This window comes from Actinomadura coerulea (assembly GCF_014208105.1).
In the GTDB taxonomy this organism is placed as follows: domain Bacteria; phylum Actinomycetota; class Actinomycetes; order Streptosporangiales; family Streptosporangiaceae; genus Spirillospora; species Spirillospora coerulea.
Map to the genome: position 1 here is coordinate 3463095 of NZ_JACHMQ010000001.1, position 13835 is coordinate 3476929.

18 protein-coding genes are annotated in these 13835 nt (G+C 65.6%); 12 read left to right on the forward strand and 6 right to left on the reverse strand.

Annotated features, from left to right (window positions below):
- Window positions 1-163: 163 nt before the first annotated feature.
- Window positions 164-895 (reverse strand): DUF5919 domain-containing protein, encoded by a 732-nt coding sequence (locus BKA00_RS15875; RefSeq protein ID WP_185025817.1) that lies wholly within the window; start codon window positions 893-895, stop codon window positions 164-166.
- A 170-nt stretch (window positions 896-1065) separates the two neighbouring features.
- Between BKA00_RS15875 and BKA00_RS15880 the strand changes: the two genes are divergently transcribed.
- From BKA00_RS15880 to BKA00_RS15895, 4 genes are read left to right on the forward strand one after another with little or no spacing between them, the layout of a single operon-like run.
- Window positions 1066-1344, forward strand: coding sequence for a hypothetical protein (locus BKA00_RS15880; RefSeq protein WP_185025819.1), 279 nt, complete (start codon window positions 1066-1068; stop codon window positions 1342-1344).
- A complete protein-coding gene (locus tag BKA00_RS15885) occupies window positions 1344-1787 on the forward strand; it encodes a hypothetical protein (protein ID WP_185025821.1) in 444 nt (147 codons plus the stop codon). Before BKA00_RS15880 ends, BKA00_RS15885 begins: the two co-directional genes overlap by 1 nt.
- 1 nt (window position 1788) lies before the next feature.
- Window positions 1789-2283, forward strand: coding sequence for a GntR family transcriptional regulator (locus BKA00_RS15890; protein WP_185025823.1), 495 nt, complete (start codon window positions 1789-1791; stop codon window positions 2281-2283).
- Window positions 2284-2293: 10 nt separating this feature from the next.
- Window positions 2294-2860: an HD domain-containing protein gene (locus BKA00_RS15895; protein ID WP_185025826.1), complete on the forward strand. Its 567-nt coding sequence runs from the start codon at window positions 2294-2296 to the stop codon at window positions 2858-2860.
- A 60-nt stretch (window positions 2861-2920) separates the two neighbouring features.
- On the opposite strand, the gene BKA00_RS15900 is transcribed toward BKA00_RS15895, so the two are convergent.
- From BKA00_RS15900 to BKA00_RS15910, 3 genes are all read right to left on the reverse strand, one after another.
- Window positions 2921-4828, reverse strand: coding sequence for a hypothetical protein (locus tag BKA00_RS15900; protein ID WP_185025828.1), 1908 nt, complete (start codon window positions 4826-4828; stop codon window positions 2921-2923).
- A gap of 75 nt (window positions 4829-4903) precedes the next feature.
- Window positions 4904-5380 carry an NUDIX domain-containing protein gene (locus tag BKA00_RS15905; RefSeq protein ID WP_185025830.1) on the reverse strand — a complete coding sequence of 159 codons (477 nt, stop codon included), beginning with the start codon at window positions 5378-5380 and terminating at the stop codon, window positions 4904-4906.
- Window position 5381: 1 nt separating this feature from the next.
- Window positions 5382-5963 carry an XRE family transcriptional regulator gene (locus tag BKA00_RS15910; RefSeq protein WP_338072138.1) on the reverse strand — a complete coding sequence of 194 codons (582 nt, stop codon included), beginning with the start codon at window positions 5961-5963 and terminating at the stop codon, window positions 5382-5384.
- 339 nt (window positions 5964-6302) lie between these two features.
- Here BKA00_RS15910 and BKA00_RS15915 point away from each other — a divergent pair, with 339 nt between their 5' ends.
- From BKA00_RS15915 to BKA00_RS15940, 6 genes are all read left to right on the forward strand, one after another.
- Entirely contained in the window at window positions 6303-6512 is a 210-nt protein-coding gene (locus tag BKA00_RS15915; RefSeq protein WP_185025834.1) for a hypothetical protein, read from the forward strand.
- 161 nt (window positions 6513-6673) lie between these two features.
- Window positions 6674-6862, forward strand: a complete 189-nt coding sequence (locus tag BKA00_RS15920; protein ID WP_185025836.1) for a hypothetical protein — start codon at window positions 6674-6676, stop codon at window positions 6860-6862.
- A 71-nt stretch (window positions 6863-6933) separates the two neighbouring features.
- Window positions 6934-7236, forward strand: coding sequence for a hypothetical protein (locus BKA00_RS15925; RefSeq protein WP_185025838.1), 303 nt, complete (start codon window positions 6934-6936; stop codon window positions 7234-7236).
- Between the two features lie 59 nt (window positions 7237-7295).
- On the forward strand, window positions 7296-9023 hold the full coding sequence (locus tag BKA00_RS15930; RefSeq protein WP_230299227.1) for a cell division protein FtsK: 1728 nt from the start codon (window positions 7296-7298) through the stop codon (window positions 9021-9023).
- A gap of 164 nt (window positions 9024-9187) precedes the next feature.
- The gene (locus BKA00_RS15935; RefSeq protein WP_185034292.1) at window positions 9188-9376 is read left to right on the forward strand and encodes a helix-turn-helix domain-containing protein; all 189 of its coding nucleotides are present in this window, start codon (window positions 9188-9190) and stop codon (window positions 9374-9376) included.
- Window positions 9377-9464: 88 nt separating this feature from the next.
- Window positions 9465-10643: a tyrosine-type recombinase/integrase gene (locus BKA00_RS15940; protein ID WP_230299229.1), complete on the forward strand. Its 1179-nt coding sequence runs from the start codon at window positions 9465-9467 to the stop codon at window positions 10641-10643.
- Here the strand turns inward: BKA00_RS15940 and BKA00_RS15945 are convergent.
- Complete coding sequence (locus BKA00_RS15945; protein ID WP_185025842.1) at window positions 10556-11122, reverse strand: hypothetical protein; 567 nt, start codon at window positions 11120-11122, stop codon at window positions 10556-10558. The genes BKA00_RS15940 and BKA00_RS15945 overlap by 88 nt on opposite strands.
- A gap of 173 nt (window positions 11123-11295) precedes the next feature.
- On the opposite strand from BKA00_RS15945, the gene BKA00_RS15950 reads away from it, so the two are divergent.
- Window positions 11296-12225, forward strand: coding sequence for an ornithine cyclodeaminase family protein (locus tag BKA00_RS15950; RefSeq protein WP_221493173.1), 930 nt, complete (start codon window positions 11296-11298; stop codon window positions 12223-12225).
- 139 nt (window positions 12226-12364) lie between these two features.
- Here the strand turns inward: BKA00_RS15950 and BKA00_RS15955 are convergent, their stop codons facing one another.
- Window positions 12365-13039 carry an HAD family hydrolase gene (locus BKA00_RS15955; protein ID WP_185025844.1) on the reverse strand — a complete coding sequence of 225 codons (675 nt, stop codon included), beginning with the start codon at window positions 13037-13039 and terminating at the stop codon, window positions 12365-12367.
- Window positions 13040-13221: 182 nt separating this feature from the next.
- Here BKA00_RS15955 and BKA00_RS15960 point away from each other — a divergent pair, with 182 nt between their 5' ends.
- Window positions 13222-13824, forward strand: a complete 603-nt coding sequence (locus tag BKA00_RS15960; protein ID WP_185025846.1) for a TMEM175 family protein — start codon at window positions 13222-13224, stop codon at window positions 13822-13824.
- The last annotated feature ends 11 nt before the right edge of the window (window positions 13825-13835 follow it).

A 13835-nucleotide genomic window follows, 5' to 3' on the forward strand; every position in this document is an offset into this window, starting at 1 on the left:
CGCCCAAGAAGCACGGTTCCGGACTTGCGTTGGGTCGGGCCTTGTAGCTCCGGCCAGCAACGGCCCACCGAGGGGAGCCCTCCCGGCTTCCGGCCGCCAGACCGGCCAATATGTGATCGTCGCGGGGAAAGTTGGGGCAGGGCCAGCACGTGCGGCCCGTTCGTTAGGTCATCGGAGATGCTCCGGACCACACCCGCTCGAAGCTCTCCAGGTACGTGCTCGCCATGTCACCGTCTTCTGTCCGCCGCACATGCAGGACGGGAGCGTGGGCTGCGGCGATGCCGTAGGCGTGCGGGTTGATCAGTAGGTCGTCATCGGCGCGGTAGACGGAGTTATAGAGCACGGTGTCATGAAGCCGGATCTCAACTCCCGCCACATCACGTAGGGCGCGGTAGTGGACCAGGGCGTTCCGGATCTTCGCAGCCATGGACTCGCCTACGCCTTCGTCACTCCCGCGCTCGGCCACGCACGCGCTGTCCGGGTCTCCGAGCAGGATTCGAACGGCGACGCCATCGCGTGCCCTCTGTGCAAGCACGCGCATGATGCCCATGTCCTCGGCGAGGAAGAGGCCCGCGTAGGCCAGGACGCCGATCTCGTCGCGCGCGGCCCGGAAGAGCTGGTGCCACACCGGACGAGGAACGGCCCATCGGTGAGGGTAGGTCGCCAAGACGTCGATCGCCGGCGGCTCTACCCGGACGTTCGTCATCGCGAGGTGCGGCCACAGGTCGGCCTCGTCCCGTCCGACCAGTGATGCGACCCGCGCCCGATGGCGCGGGTAGGGCACGCGCCCCGCGACCCACCGCTGGACGGTCTTAGGGTCCACACGCAACCGCGCCGCAACGTCAGCTTCGGTCAGACGCGCGTCGGCAAGGGCACGTCGCAACAAGTCGTTCACCGGGCCTCCCGCGATGCAAGTGAGAACGACGCATGAACGACGCTAACAGAAGACGTCCCTAGACGTCCCTAGATGCCGATAGAGAGGTCCCGCACCGGGCGGAAGGCTCAGGACACAGGCGAACACGCCACCTCGTACCAACGAAACCCGCAAGACGAGGAGCCCACCCCATGGCCACCGAACAGCCCCCTCAGACCAATCCCAACCCCTTCAAAGCCGAAGGAGAGGCGGCAGAGAAGGCGCTCGCCGACTTGCGCCGGGACTTCACCGGTTACCGCATATGGCGCGCCACCCGGTGGGACGGACGTCTCGGAGACTGGGTGGCGAGCTTGCACGACCCGCGCGCCGGCGTGGATCCCACGGTGATCGCATCGAACCCCGCCGCGTTGCGTGAGGCCCTCGTGCACGAGGGCGAGCGCGCCAAGAACGCGCGCCCAAGGACCCGGTGATGGCACGGGAGCGAGCCCCGCAACTGTCACCGGAGGAGGCCGTGATGGGGAGCACGGCCTCATGGGGTGGGGAGGAGGTGGCGCGGTTGGTGCCGCTTCCCCCGAACGCACCGACCGCGCTCCCTCCGCCCACCTACAGCGGTCCATGGCGCGCACGATGGCACCTCACGCGCCTCGCCCTCGTCCTGCGCTGTGACGGCTGGACGACCCAACTCCGCACCGAGACTCCCCGCACCCTCCTGCGCGTCTACTCCGAAGGCGCGCCCACCATCGGCGAGAGCATCTCCGTGGCCTGGGGCAACGGCACCTGGTGGTACCTATCCAGCACCGGCCTATGGCTCACACCGTGCAAACGCCTCTGCCTCGCCGCGGACAAGCTGAGCATCCTGCTCCAGCCCTGGGTCGCTGCGGCATTCGATCACCTGAGAGACGAGCAGCTCTGACATGACCCGCCGCACGGCATGGGGCACCTACGTGTACATCATCCGCGTGCTCCGGCACCGCCTCACAGACGGCACCTACGCCCCTGGCGCCCGTCTACCGAGCGAGGCCGCCCTCTGTGCCGAGTTCAAAGTTGTCCGTAGCACCGTGCGGCGGGCTCTGTCAGCCCTGCAAGCCGAAGGGCTCATCACCGTCCGCGCTGGCATCGGCCGATTCGCCCATGACCCCGACGCTCAACCGCGCACGCGCACAGAGCACATCGCCGCGAACCTCCGCCACCAGATCGAAACCGGACGCTTCCAAGCGGGCTACGCGCTCCCCAGCGAGAAGCAACTCGCCCAACGCCACGGCGTATCCCGCTCCACCGCCCGCGCAGCCCTCATCGCCCTCGAAACCGCCGGCCTGGCCACCTGCGTCCACGGCAAAGGACGATACGTCAGCCAAGACGTCCCCGGACGAGCCCTTCATGCCCGTGGACGTCCGCCAGCCTCCCCGTAACGTCGAGCCCATGAAGAAGAACACCGCAGCATGGGCCCGCGACCTGGCACGCAAGCACCTGGAGGGCCCGCTCCCCCGCCGCTGGGCACACACTCAGGGAGTAGCCCGCCAGGCGAGAACACTCGCCCCTATCCTCGGCGACCAAGCCGACCTCCTCGAAGCCGCCGCTTGGCTCCACGACATCGGCTACGCCCCCGACCTCGTCAGCACCGGCTTCCATCCCTTGGACGGCGCCCGCTACCTCCACGAGACCCACGACACCGACGCCCACCTGTGCCGCTTGGTCGCGCATCACTCTTGTGCCCTGGTTGAAGCGCGAGAACGGGGTCTGGCAATTCCCTTGATCAGAGAGTTCGGGAACCAGGCCCCACACTTGAGTGGTCACCTAATCTACTGCGACATGACGACAAGTCCGCACGGTGAGCCTCTCTCCGTCGAGCAGCGAATCACTGAAATTCTGGCGCGCTATGGAAAAGACCATCTAGTGGCGCGCGCGATTACAAGAGCCTCTCCGTCTTTGGTCAGTGCGGTACAGCAAGTTTCACGAGAACTGACACTAGCGTCTAATTGCACCTGAAGCCTATCGCCGCCGACGGGCCATCGAACATATGGGCCTCAATGGACATAAAAATCGACGCTAGGGAGAGAAGAGAGCACTCTTTGCATCACTTGCACGAGGAATATAATCAAACCAATTCGCGTTTTTATTTAGATATTCGTCATGCATCAATTGCAAGCCTTTTCCGCTGAGCTCTCCCTGCAAACTCAACTGCAAACTCCAGCTTGCCATCTTCCTCGCATACTCATGCACAGTAGAGGCAATTCGTGCGTTGACCGGCCCGCCGTGCGCGAGAGCGTTTCTGACGCGATGGAGTCGCGACCTGATACTGTGCCAATCTTTCATCAATTCATCCCGCTTTGCAGCAATAGCGGCCGGCGAAGAGAAGGTTCTCGCCACCTCGACCAGCTCTCTGCCAAGTTCATCGTGTAGCGAAAATATTGAAAACAGAAAAGGGAGTGCATCAAAGCCCTTTTTCAGGTCCACTTCAAAACCCGAGTGCTTCGACCTAAAAACAGTTAGCTGCAGGTGGCGAAGGTGCTGCTCTTGATCGGACGAGAGGCCGGGAGGCTCGTCGAATATTCCTCGATACAAAACTCTACTAATAGAGCTGCGCAACTCAGACCTAACCCAGCCTTTCGCCAGAAAGTAGTCCAAATATTCTTGCCATGGTTTATCATGCAAACGGGAAGCAATTAGTTCCAAGATACGCACATGGAGAACAATGGAAGAAAGTGGCTCTTGCTGACTTGCCCCCCTCCATGCGTGGGCAGCATCGACCAACTCTGTCAGCTCTGGCTTCTGAATAGGGAAGTGTGGAGCGAAATCGCTTTCGATCTGCTCAAGGGCTTCATCGGTTCCGTCTGTGTAAGGCGAGGACATGATTGCCTCAGAGTCATGCTCTTTTCTAAATGCACCCGCACCTCGGATCTTCCCGTCAATAACATGCAGATAACCAGACATCAAGCGCCACGAGCTTGATCCTATATGAAGACCGGTCAAAGCAATAATTGCTTCGATTTGCTTCTTTGCAATCGAAACAGGATCGCTAAAGGAGTCATGACCAAGGTCCACACGCGCAAGCACCGTGCCTCGCTCACCCGGTAGATAAGAGGGAGAAAAAAAGCCGTGCTCGCCTAGAAGCTCCGAGGGGAGCACAGGTGGGGCGGATTGATCGCTTTCCAAGATCTCCTTGATCACATGACCGTCATAAAAGGTAACAGAACTTCCAAAACTCCTGATCAAGCGGCCGACCAGGTATGCATTATAGAACGCCAGCCAGACAACATGTCGTCCAGCGCTTGCGGAAAAACTTATGAGCTTGTCACATAGTGCGATCTGCTGATCTTGCGTGAATCCAGCTGACTCTCCAGGGCGAGGCCTACTCGCCACCTGCGTGGCGTCGACCTCGTTAACCATGACTTGAGCGCTTCGCACACCGAGGACTTCGTTATTCAGCACTCCGATCAAATTCAGGCTGAGCCGCTTCAGGTCATATCCTGAAGCTTCCATAATGTCTCGAAACAGGTCGCGACGCTCGGCCAGCCGCGAACTAGACATTACTTCACTCTTGCATCCATCGACCAGATCGCGCCAAGCTGCTTTTCGGGCACGCGAGCTAGTGAGTGCCATTCTAAGGCTATCGACTTGCCCAGCAATTGCTGCGCGGGATGCGCCCAAGTAGATTCCGAAGTCAGCGTTTGAGAGGTTATCGAGCTTGAGAGTCAGACCGCTAGACGCGGTCAGGCACTGGTGAATCTCGTCTCGAACGGTGCCTTCTAGGTTTGTGCCGCACTTTCCCGCAGCCAGGTTGAAGTCCGCGAGAACAGAACGCCATCCATGCTTGTGCCGGGCCTCGAATGGTCGCTTATCTTTAAGCCAAGCATGAAAATCGGCGGTTGCGTCAAGCAAGCCGATATCCGTGGCACGGGTCCAGGGCTCGTTAAGCCTCTTAAGGGCGTGTATCAGTTCATCAAGCCAGCTCATGGGGCTAGGCTACTGCACTCACTGCTTCGCATCCACCGAATTAAACTCCCGCATTTTGGAGAGGACAATCTCCGGCTAGCTTATTCTTGGCTGGCCCGCGTATTCTAGATAATCGCGGAGGCGCAGTCGCATTGATCGATCCATCTTTTTTTCTGCCACCTGGCTTCGGGGAATCCATTCGACATCGCTAGACTCATCACTCACCCGCGCGCGACCCCCGATCTGACGCGCCCGAAGGAGAATGGAGAATTCCTGGCGCGTTTCCCCGTTGCTCGTGTAGTGAATCAAATGTTTGGGGTCACTATAAATTCCAACAATGCCCATCACCTCGCACTCAACGCCCGTTTCCTCTCTGGTCTCCCGAACAGCAGCTTGCGACACGGACTCGCCAAGGTCCACAGCGCCACCCGGCAGAGCCCAGTTTCCGTTATCACTGCGGCAGATCAGAAGTATCTCACCATTGTCGTTCTCTATCGCAACATTTACAGAAGGAACGAGGCTATTAGCTTTTGGTGCTTGAGGATCATCGTAGTAGTCGATCCTGCGGCTCATGTCAGTTCCCCGGTATGGGTGTGGCGCGTTCCCAGACGCGTTCGAAGCTCTCTATGTAGGTGTTGACCAGGTCTCCGCCGGCTATGCGGCGTAGGTGCCAGACGGGGGCGTGGGGGCCGGTGACGCCGTAGACGTGGGTGTTGACGAGGAGCTGGTCATCAGCGCGGTAGATGGAGTTGTAGAGGACCGTGCGGTGGAAGCGGAACTCGACGCCGTCTTGCCTGCGAAGGTTCTTGTAGAGGACTAGGGCGTTGCGGATCTTTGCGGCCTGGGCGTCGCCTACGCCCTCGTCATCGCCTCGTTCGGCTACCTGTGGGCTGTCCGGGTCGCCCAGGAGGATGCGGACGCGGACGCCAGCCGCGGCCTTCTCGGCGAACGTGCGTTGGATGCCGGAATCTTCGGAGAGGAAGAGGCCGGAGTAGACCAGGACGCCGATCTCTTCCTTGGCGGTGGCGAAGAGACGTCCCCATGCGTCCCTCGGGACGGATGTCCGGTGCGGGTAGATCGTCACAAGTTCGCTGCTGGACGCTGCGGTGACCTGCTCATTAGAGAGGGCGTCCGGCCACAGGAAAGTCTCGTCCACGCCCAATCGCGAAGCTACTGCGTAGCGATGCCGGCGGTAGGGGGTGCGGTCCTTGGTGATCCACCGTTCTACCGTTTTCGGGTCCACGTCGAGGGACTCGGCGAGCGTGGCGATAGTGAGGCCTTGCTCTAGTAGAGCGGCGCGTAGGCGTTCGTTCGGCATGCACCCGTCCGGATTCCGGGACGTCCTAGGACGCGGTCAAGCCTATGAGGACGTCATGAACACGTCCAGTCATGTAGTGATCTCGTCCCGCAGGTCAGGCGCACTCTCTTTCTCGTAGACACCGACCGCCCGGACCGTCCCCGCCGGATACGGGCCTTACGAGAGGAGTGGTCAAAGATGATCCTCGTTCTGGCAGCGATCCTCGCCGTCTTCCTCGCTGGCTCCACCTGCGGAATCTTCGCGATGCTCGTCATCGGCATCCACGCCGAAGAGCGCCGGACCGCGCGAGGGCTCGCCGAGACGTCCCGCGTCGGTACCGCCTCCAGGCGTGTGCTCAGCACCCAGTCATGCGACGACGCGCCGACCCGCGTACCGGCGGGGCGGTGAACATGCGGATGCCTCGCGCCATCACCGGTCACACGTGCCCCTGCGGCGCACGCGTCGAGCCCGGTAGCCGGAGGTGCCGCAAGTGCCGCGCTCGCGCCCGGTGGCTCCGGCGCGGGCGCGGCCCGCACTACCCGGTCACGTGGCTGTGAGGAGGTGCGTCAGTGAACGTCTCTGTTCCCTTGGTGGCGATCCTCGGCGCCGTGGTGTGGGTCGCGTGGCGGTACATGGGACTTCGCGGTTGGCACATCGCGGTGTGCCTGCTGTTCGGGTTCTTCCTCGCCGCGACCAGTGCCGCGCCGGAAATCCGCCGGCTGGTGGCCGTTCTCGTCCGGTCCCTTTCTCAGCACTGACGTCCCCTACCGAAGGGAGGGATGCCTTGGTGCCTGATACACCGCCGCATGTCCAAGTCAACGTTCAAGAGGTGCGAACGCGGAGCCTCGCCGCGCGTGAGATCCTCTCCAGCCTTTCCGACGCGATGCCGTCCATCGAGGATCTGTGGGCACGGCTCTACGCCGCGCTCGCCGATGTTCCCCAACTCCTCTCCGAGATCTCCCGGCTCTCGTCCCTGCTCGCGAAAGTCCGGCGCGACCGCGCGAATCTGGCGGCTGCGGGGCGAGCCACTCTCCGAGCCGACCGCGACGGCGAACCGGATCCGCTGTACTACCTGCGCGATGAACTACGCGCGCAAGGCCACCTTCCCCCGGAATCCTGGGGGCGCCCATGAGCCGGACGCGTCAGATGCGGCGGCATGCGCAGAAGATGCGGCGCAATGGGTTGCAGCCCATGGTGATCATCGACCGTGACGACCAGTTCCCTGACGTGGCCGCCGTGCTCCTCGCGCGGGCCCTGTGGCGGTATCGGTCTGAACTGGGGCCCGTCTACCTGGTGGCTGCGCTCGCCGTAGGGGGCGCGGTCCTGCATCTCGCGCATCCGGAGTGGTGGCCGTGGCTGTGCGCCCTTGCTGGCCTGGCTGCGTGGGGCCTTGCTGTGTTCGGCGAGAGACTGGGGCTCTCGCCGCGAATCGAGCGGCTGTATGCCGCTGGCGTCGTGATGGGCGCGGGTGGCTGGCTGTCTGCGGCTACTGCACTCGGGCCCACGGTCCCGCCGCTTCCTGTGATGCTCGTCGGAGGCGCAATCGCGCTCGCCGCGCCATGGTGGGCCCACCGGAGACGACGGGCCAGAGTCCGAGTCGATCGGCAGATAGCCGCGTGGCCGGAGATCGCGCGGGACGTCGGCCTCGCTGGCTCGCGCGCGCAATCCGCGGTGGTGGACGTGTGGGGATGGCGCGCACGGTTCGCCCTGGCACGCGGCCAGACGATCCAGGACGTCATCGCCAAGGTTCCGGCTATCGAGTCGGCGCTTGGGACGTTCCGGGGCGCTGTGCGCGTCGCACCGACGCGCGACGGCAAGGCCAACCGGTTCGAGTTGCGGGTGCTCGACAGGGACCCGCACGCCGATGCGATCCCGTGGCCGGGACCGTCCGTCTCCTCCATTACCGAACCGATCGACCTCGGCCCGTTCGAGGACGCGACCGGCGCGCGTGTGCTGCTGCTGCGACGACACGGCCTCTTCGGGGGCGTGGCCGGCTCCGGGAAGAGCGGCGGCATCAACGTCCTGATGGGCAACCTCAGCGCATGCCGAGACGTCGTTATCTGGGCCGTCGATCTCAAGCGCGGGATGGAGCTACAGCCGTGGGCGTCCTGCATTGATCGACTCGCCACCACACCGGAACAAGCCCGCGCCATGCTGCGCGACGCCGTCACCGTCCTGGAAGCACGTGCCGAATGGCTCACGGCCAACGGGAGCCGCGTGTGGGATCCAACGCCAGAGCATCCCGCGCTCGTCATCATCGTGGACGAGTACGCCGAACTCGCCGACGACGCTCCCGACGCCGCAAGCGACACCGACTCAATCGCGCGACGGGGGCGCGCCGTCGCTGTAACCCTCATTGCGGCGACCCAGCGGCCCACGCAGAAAGCCATGGGCAAGGGTGCCGTCCGGTCACAGATGGACGTCCGCGTGAGCTTCCGCGTCCGTGAAAGGAAGGACGCCGATCTCATCCTCGGGCAAGGGATGCTCAGCGCCGGATGGCACGCCCACACCCTCAACGCCCCCGGCAAGTTCCTGCTCTCGGCACCCGAACACGACACACCTCGGCGAGGCCGCGCCTACCTGCTCACCGATGCCACCGTGGCCGAGACAGCAGAGCGGCACGCGTCCATCCGTCCAACGCTGGACGAGGTATCTCTACGCGCGCTGGACGAGGCACTCATGGCGCCCGTCTCCGAGCCGTCCGCCCTCATAGCGCCGTCCCGCGAAGACCGCGCCGAGTCAGCGTTGAGGGAAGCCCTGGACGGCGCGCCAGAGGAGGGCCTCCCGATCGCTCATCTCCTGATGCTTACCCAACTGAGCCGTCCCACCCTCTACCGGCGCCTCGCCGAACTGGTGAAGGCCGGCCACGCCGTCCAGGTCGGACGAGGCCGCTACAAGGCGCCCGATCACACCCGGTAATCGTCTCAACGTCTCGTCTCGCGCGCGCGTCTGCACGTATGGGCGGCTGAGACGTCCATGAGACGAGACGAGAGACGAGCACCCACCGTAACCGAGGAGATGATCCCCACCCACATCCGCGCACGGCCCCGGGACGAAGCCCGGGTGAGAGGAGGTGGTGTCCCCTGCAGGCGTACACCGTCGAGCAAGTGGCCGAGATCCTCAGCATCGGCCGGGACAAGGTCTACTTCCTGATCCGCACCGGCCAACTCCGCAGCATCAAGATCGGCAAGCTGCGCCGCATCACTGACCGGCACCTCGTCGAGTTCGTCACCTCCCTGGAAGAGGCCTCCCTCGAAGAGGCCAAGCGCTGACACCCGGACGGGAGGCCCGTCCGGACCTCGCCCCCAGAACGGGCCATCCCAACCTAGGGACGTCTTGGGACGTCTTAAGTTATGGTCGGTGGTGACCTCGACCGATACGAGGAGGGATCCGTTGGCAAAGATCCTGGTCGGCAAGTACGAGGGGTCGATCTACGAGGAGGGCGACGGATACACCGGCGCCATCTCGCTCGGCTTCGGCCCGGACGGCAAGCGCCGCAGACTCAAGAGGAAGGGGCGGACGAAGGCACAGGTCAAAGAGAAGCTCATCAAGGCCGTCGAAGACCTTGAGAAGGGCATCCGGGAAGAACGGAACCACACCGTAGAAAAGGCCGTGAACGCACTCCTCGTCCATCTCGCGAAGCAAGGCAAGAGCGAGGCGACCCTAGAAACCTATCGCGGTCTCGCCGATCACCACATCATCGGCAGACTCGGGAAGATCAAGCTCACCGATCTCACGGCTGACGACGTTGAGGCGTGGCTGGACGAGTGCGCCGAGAACATGACCACGCAAACCCTCAAGATCGTCCATGGTCTCCTGCGTCGCGCGATACGGCTCGCCGAACGCCGTGACAAGGTCGGGCGGAACGTGGCGCTACTGGTGGACACACCCCAGGGCAGGCGGCCCGCCAGGCGGTCACGGTCGCTGTCCCTCGACCAGGCCACCAGGCTGCTCAAGACAGCACAGGAGCCGGAGCACCGCCTTGGCGCCTACGTGGTCCTCGCAATCGTCTCGGGCCTCCGCACTGAAGAACTCCGCGCGCTCACCTGGGCGGACGTGGATCTCAAAGAGAAGGTCGTCTACGTCCTCCGCTCCGACCGGGACGGAGGCGACACGAAGACCAAGCGGAGCCGTCGGGGCATCGCCGTGGCGGATATCGCAGTTGAAGCGCTCACCGCCCTCCGCAAGCGCCAAGCCGCCGAGAAGCTACAAGCCGGCGACCTCTGGCAAGGCCACAACCTCGTCTTCTGCAAGGAGGACGGACGCCCCTACACGAGTGATGACGTCCTACGCCGGTTCCAACGCATCACGCAAGCGGCTGGCATCGGTGCCACGTGGGTGCCACGCGAGTTGCGGCACACGTTCGTGTCCATCATGAGCGACCAGGGCGTAGCCCTGGAGAAGATCAGCGACCTCGTCGGGCACTCCGACACCCGCACCACGCAGACCGTCTACCGGCACGAACTGCGCCCCGTCATCACCACGGGCGCCGAGCACATGAACACCATCTTCAAGGACGAGAAGTCCAGGTCAGCCTGACGAGTGGCTCCCCCACCGACTCCCCCTGACGACGTCCGACCTGCTGAGCAGGCAAAACGCAAGATCGAGACGGAACCCGCATTAGTCGCTGGTTTCGGCGCCGAGGGCTGGAGCGGTGTGGGTTCGGGCGTTGGCGGACCAGTGGGGGCGTTCCACCGGTCGGCGATGGCCGCGGCCTGGGCGAAGCGGGCGGCGGCCTCGTCGTCGCGGCCGAGGAGGAAGGCGAGTTCGCCGAGCGTGTGGGCGACCGGACGCAGGGCCAGCGAGACGCTCTCCGCGCCGGCCGGGGGCCGTCGCGGTGGGGAAGCAGGGCTGGCGGACGCGTGCAGCGTCCCCGTGTCGTCGCGCCAGGTCATGTGGAAGCTGCCCATCTGGTACTTGTACGGCGCCATCGGACGGACCAGGATCCCCATGCGGGCGACCTCGGCGGGCAGGCGGCTCTCCACCGTCACCGAATAGTCGTCGGCGAGCGGCAGCATGCGCGGCGCGTCGTCGGCCGCGTACGGGTCAGGACGCTCGCCGAGTGCGTGCTGTCCGCACGCGCGGGCCGCCTGTCCGCCGGCGACTTCGACGCGCTCCCGCGTACGGCACGGTGGAGGGTGGCGGCGACGGACGAGGGCGCCGAGGTACGGATCGAGGAGGCGGGACGGCGATGAGCATCGAGGGGATCGGCGGCGAGCGGATGCGGCGGCTCGCCGACGCGCGGCACCTGGTCGACGCGCTGGAGCGGGCTCTGCTCGGCGGCCTCCGGCCCGCGGACGAGCAGGGACGCGTCTCCCGGCCGACGAGCCACGGCGAACTGCTGCTGATGCCGTCGGAGGTCAGCGGCCACGCCGGCGTCAAGGTGCTCGGCCTGGCGCCGGGCAACCCGGCCCGGGGGCTCCCGACCATCTCCGGGCTGTACCTGCTGATGGACGCCCGCACGCTCCGGCTGGTGGCCACGCTGGACGGCGGGGAGCTCACCCTCCTGCGGACCCCGGCCGTGTCCGCCCTCGCCGCGCGGCACATGGCGGTCCGGCCGATCCGCACGGCCGTGGTGTTCGGCAGCGGGCCGCAGGCGCTCGCGCACATCGAGACGTTCCACGCGCTGCACGGGCTGCGCGACGTGGTCGTCGCCGGACGTGATCCCGGACGGACCGAGCGGCTCGTCCGCCGCTGCGCCGACGAGGGCCTGCGCGCCCGCGCGGGCTCGGCCGACGACGTGCGCGAGGCCGACGTCGTGCTCTGCTGCACCAGCGCCCGCGAACCGCTGTTCGAGGCGGAGCTGCTGGCCCCGCGGACCGTGGTCGTCGCCGTCGGCTCCCACCACCCCGACGCCCGCGAGCTGGGCGACGACGTCATGGCGGGCGCACAGGTCGTGGTCGAGTCGCGGACGGTCGCGACGACCGAGGCCGGCGACGTGGTCCAGGCGCTCGGCCACGGGGCGATCGAGGAGGCCGGCCTGATCGAGCTGGCCGACCTCGTCCGCGGTGAGGCCCTCGTGGACGACGCGAGACCGAGGGTCTTCAAGAGCGTCGGCATGGCCTGGGAGGACCTGGTCGTGGCCGTCGCGGTGCACGAGCGCGAGCGGGCGTCGCGATGACCTCCGCGGACTTCCGCTTCGTCGCACCGCCGCTGAAGGTCACCGGCGCCGTCGGCTCGCCCGTGAACCCGCTCGCGCTGAAGTAGGCGCCGGCGGTATCCCGTCGCGGCACCGGCTCCGGCCCCTGGGCCCGGGGGGCTCAGCAGGCCGCCAGGTGTGCGGAGAGCTCGGTCAGGGTCGAGATCCGGCGTATCCCGCTCGGAGTCGGGGTCGCCGTTCCCGCTCGGTCGAGCCAGATGGCGTGGAGGCCCGCGCTGCGCGCGCCTACGGCGTCCACGTCCAGCTTGTCGCCGACGTAGGCGACACGGGCGGGCGGCAACTCCAGGGCGGCGCACGCGGCCAGGAAGGCCTTGGGATCGGGTTTCGCGCAGCCGAGCCGGTCAGAGCAGAGAAGCACTTCGAAGTGGTGGCGGAGGCCCAGTGCCGCCATCCGGCGTTCCTGATGGACGGTGCTGGAGTTGGACAGGATTCCTTGGCGGTAAGGAAGCGCGTCCAGCGCCGACGCCGCGTCGGGGAACGCCGACCATGCCGCCGCGAACAACGCCTCGTACCGGTCGTGCCAGGCGTCCGCCTCGATGTCGGTCAGCGGACGATCCACGAATGTGCGGACTCTTGCGCGGCGGTACTCGTCGTAGGTCAGCCGGCCCGCCGCGAGACGCCGGCGTGCGGTCTCGGCGATCCGGTGCCAGCGCTCCAGGGCGGCCTCGTCGGAGGGCATGCCCTCCGCCTCGAAGTGGCGCAGCAACCCGGTCCGCTCGGAGCCGGTGAAGTCGAAGATCGTGTCGTCGACGTCCCACAGCACAGCCTCGATCATGCCTTGAGGCTAGAGCCGCGGTCCGGCTACCGCTCCCTCGACCGGCCCGGCGCCGGGGAGGGCGGGCACGCGCGCGCGGCAAGTTCGGCCTGCGGGTCGACTCCGGGGACGGACTCGCTGAGCCGGCGCGACACGAGGTCAAGATGCGGCGGCGCGGGTAGGGACCCGGTGTGGGGCGGGCGGTGTCTCGGGATCCGGATCGGCTGGTCCTGTTCACTGATGCGGTCGTGGCGATCGCGGTGACGCTCCTCGTGCTGCCGCTGGTCGACGTGGTGCCGGAGGCGGTGCACGCGCACCGGCGGTCGGTCGAGGTCGTCACCGAGCATCTCCCGCAGATCTGGGCGTTCACGCTCAGCTTCCTGGTGATCATCCGGTTGTGGTTCGTGCATCACCGGGTGTTCGAGCACGTCGGCGGCTACACGCGCGCTCTGATGGCGCTGAACGCGGGATGGCTGTTCGCCATCGTGGTCCTGCCGTTCCCCACGGAGATGGTGGCCTCCTACCCGGGGGACGACCGCTTCACCGTGATGCTGTACATCGGTAACGTCCTCGTCGCGACGGCCTGCCAGGCCGCGCTGACCGTGCTCTCCTACCGGGACCCGGTCGTCGCGTCGAAGACTGATCCGGCCGAGATCGAGTCGGTCCGCGCCGCCCTGTCGGCCGTGGTGCTGCTCGGACTGAGCCTCGCCGTGGTCGCGGTGCTCCCCGGCGTCTCGTACTTCGCCCTGCTGCTGCTCTTCCTGTCGAAGCCGGTGAGCGAGATCTTGAGGCGCGCCGGAGTGTGAGCGCCTCGCTT

Bases quoted from the DNA above. Each gene is read 5' to 3' on its own strand.
- BKA00_RS15945 (WP_185025842.1), bottom strand. From the start codon at position 11,122: ATGCTGCCGCTCGCCGACGACTATTCGGTGACGGTGGAGAGCCGCCTG.
- BKA00_RS15900 (WP_185025828.1), bottom strand. From the start codon at position 4,828: ATGAGCTGGCTTGATGAACTGATACACGCCCTTAAGAGGCTTAACGAG.
- BKA00_RS15950 (WP_221493173.1), top strand. From the start codon at position 11,296: ATGAGCATCGAGGGGATCGGCGGCGAGCGGATGCGGCGGCTCGCCGAC.
- BKA00_RS15905 (WP_185025830.1), bottom strand. From the start codon at position 5,380: ATGAGCCGCAGGATCGACTACTACGATGATCCTCAAGCACCAAAAGCT.
- BKA00_RS15930 (WP_230299227.1), top strand. From the start codon at position 7,296: ATGGTGATCATCGACCGTGACGACCAGTTCCCTGACGTGGCCGCCGTG.
- BKA00_RS15895 (WP_185025826.1), top strand. From the start codon at position 2,294: ATGAAGAAGAACACCGCAGCATGGGCCCGCGACCTGGCACGCAAGCAC.
- BKA00_RS15890 (WP_185025823.1), top strand. From the start codon at position 1,789: ATGACCCGCCGCACGGCATGGGGCACCTACGTGTACATCATCCGCGTG.
- BKA00_RS15880 (WP_185025819.1), top strand. From the start codon at position 1,066: ATGGCCACCGAACAGCCCCCTCAGACCAATCCCAACCCCTTCAAAGCC.
- BKA00_RS15915 (WP_185025834.1), top strand. From the start codon at position 6,303: ATGATCCTCGTTCTGGCAGCGATCCTCGCCGTCTTCCTCGCTGGCTCC.
- BKA00_RS15885 (WP_185025821.1), top strand. From the start codon at position 1,344: ATGGCACGGGAGCGAGCCCCGCAACTGTCACCGGAGGAGGCCGTGATG.
- BKA00_RS15955 (WP_185025844.1), bottom strand. From the start codon at position 13,039: ATGATCGAGGCTGTGCTGTGGGACGTCGACGACACGATCTTCGACTTC.